Origin of the sequence: Rhodovulum viride (genome assembly GCF_003265965.1) — a bacterium.
Classification (GTDB): domain Bacteria; phylum Pseudomonadota; class Alphaproteobacteria; order Rhodobacterales; family Rhodobacteraceae; genus Rhodovulum; species Rhodovulum kholense.
The window spans coordinates 1-710 of record NZ_MUAV01000143.1; the positions used below are offsets into that span (position 1 = coordinate 1).

Annotated in this window: 1 protein-coding gene and 1 pseudogene; both read right to left on the reverse strand. The window is 74.6% G+C overall.

The window, feature by feature from the left end:
* Positions 1 to 356: tail completion protein gp17 (gene gp17 / locus BYZ73_RS21510; protein WP_112317593.1), on the reverse strand; the 356-nt coding region annotated here is incomplete at its 3' end.
* A pseudogene (locus tag BYZ73_RS23170) lies at positions 353 to 710 on the reverse strand (HK97 gp10 family phage protein); the annotation flags it as partial. The pseudogene BYZ73_RS23170 and the gene gp17, both read right to left, overlap by 4 nt.

The following is a 710-nucleotide window of genomic DNA, read 5'->3' on the forward strand; positions in this document are numbered from 1 at the left end:
ATCCCGCTGCCGTCCCGGTCGGTGTCGAGCCCGTCGCGCAGCGCCTCGACGAAGACGCCGCGGACATCGGTGCCGCCATGGGGGCCGCGGATCCCGTCGAGCCGGGCGATCAGCGCCGCCTCGACCGCGCCCGCCTCGGCCAAGGTCGTGGCGAGGATCTCGGCCTGGATCCGGGTGCGGCGCAGCGCGGTGACGCCCTTCATGTGATAGTCGCGCGTCGCGCCGACGCGCGTCAGGACCAGCGCGGGCAGGCCCTCGCCGGGGGCGCGTCGGCCCCAGGTGATGCGGGACCCGACCAGATCGGCGAGGGCCGGATCGGTCAGCAGCAGGTCGGTCAGGTCGGCCTTGAGGCTCATCGGCCGCCCCCTTGCGCGCGCGTCTTCGCCAGCCGCTTCGCGCGGCGGGCGACGGTGGCGGCGATCTCGCGGCCGAGCCCGTCGGCAATATCGTCCAGCACGGCCTCGCGCGTGGCGTCCCAGGCGGGGCGCATGAAAGGCTGGGCGGGCATGGTGCCGGTCGAACCGCCGCTGTCCAGATGCCGCTCGACGGTGCCGAACTCGACCAGATGGGCATGGGGCAGCGCTGCGGCGCCGCCGAAGAGCTCGACCGCGGCCTTGTCATCGCTGACGAGGCGGCGGTGATCGCGGCGCTGTCTGGGGTCGAGCCGGGTCGAGACCGCGAGGCTTTCGGCCAGATCGCCGCTGGCGCGC